We start from the raw sequence: 1,380 nt of genomic DNA on the forward strand, positions 1-1,380 counted from the left end.
CACCCAGAACGTCGATACGGAAATCGCCGGGCAAGCCGGGCCGCAACTCGTCGTGCCGCTGTCGAACCAGCGCTACGCGCTTAACGCGGCGAACGCACGCTGGGGCAGCTTGTACGATGCGCTCTATGGCACCGATGCGATCCCCGACACCGACGGCGCGCAACGGACCGCGCAGTTCAACCCGGTTCGCGGTGCACGTGTGATCGCACGCGCTCGCGCATTTCTCGATGAAGCGGCGCCGCTCGCCAACGGCTCCCATGCGAACGCTACTGCTTATCGCGTAGAAGGCGGCAAGCTTGCCGTGACGTTGAAAACCGGCACAGCGGCGTTGAAATCTCCCGAGCAGTTCATCGGTTTCCAGGGCGACGCGGGCTCGCCGTCCGCAGTCCTGCTCAAGCATCATGGCCTCCACTTCGAGATCCAGATCGACGCGACCGATTCCATCGGCAAGACCGATGCCGCGCGTGTGAAGGACGTGCTGATGGAGGCGGCTGTGTCGACCATCATCGATTGCGAGGATTCGGTTGCAGCCGTCGATGCCGCCGACAAGGTCCAGCTCTACCGCAACTGGACCGGTCTGATGAAAGGCGATCTGGCAGAGGAAGTCACGAAGAACGGCAAGACGTTCACGCGCCGCCTGAACACCGACCGCGAATACACCGCGCCCGATGGCTCGACGGTGACGCTGCATGGCCGCTCCTTGCTGTTTATCCGTAACGTCGGGCATCTGATGACGAATCCGGCTATCGTCGATCGCGACGGGCACGAGATTCCCGAAGGCATTCTCGACGCCGTGATGACATCGCTCGGCGCGATGCACGACCTCAAGAACAAGCTCAATTCGCGCACGGGATCGATTTATATCGTCAAGCCGAAGATGCACGGCCCGGCCGAAGTCGCGTTCTCCGATGAACTGTTCGGACGCGTGGAAGACCTGCTCGGCCTGCCGCGTTACACCATCAAGATGGGCATCATGGACGAGGAACGGCGCACGAGCGTCAACCTGCAGGCGTGCATTGCGGTGGCATCGGCGCGGGTGGCGTTCATCAACACGGGCTTCCTCGACCGCACCGGCGACGAGATGCACAGCGCGATGGAAGCCGGCCCGATGATGCGCAAGGGCGACATGAAGTCGTCGGCGTGGATCACGGCTTATGAGCGCAATAACGTGCTGGCAGGACTTAGCTCGGGGTTGCGTGGACGTGCACAGATCGGCAAGGGCATGTGGGCAATGCCCGACCTGATGCACGCCATGCTCGAGCAGAAGGTTGCTCATCCGAAAGGCGGGCGCGAATACGGCATGGGTGCCCTCGCCGACCGCCGCAACGCTGCATGCGCTGCATTACCACCAGGTCGATGTGCAAGCGGTGCAGCAAGAAC

At 62.5% G+C, this 1,380-nt stretch carries 1 pseudogene; it reads left to right on the forward strand.

The window, feature by feature from the left end:
- Window positions 1-1,380, forward strand: a pseudogene (locus EOS_RS43110) (malate synthase G); the annotation flags it as partial.

It is taken from the genome of Caballeronia mineralivorans PML1(12), from assembly GCF_001028175.1.
Taxonomy (GTDB): Bacteria; Pseudomonadota; Gammaproteobacteria; order Burkholderiales; family Burkholderiaceae; genus Caballeronia; species Caballeronia mineralivorans.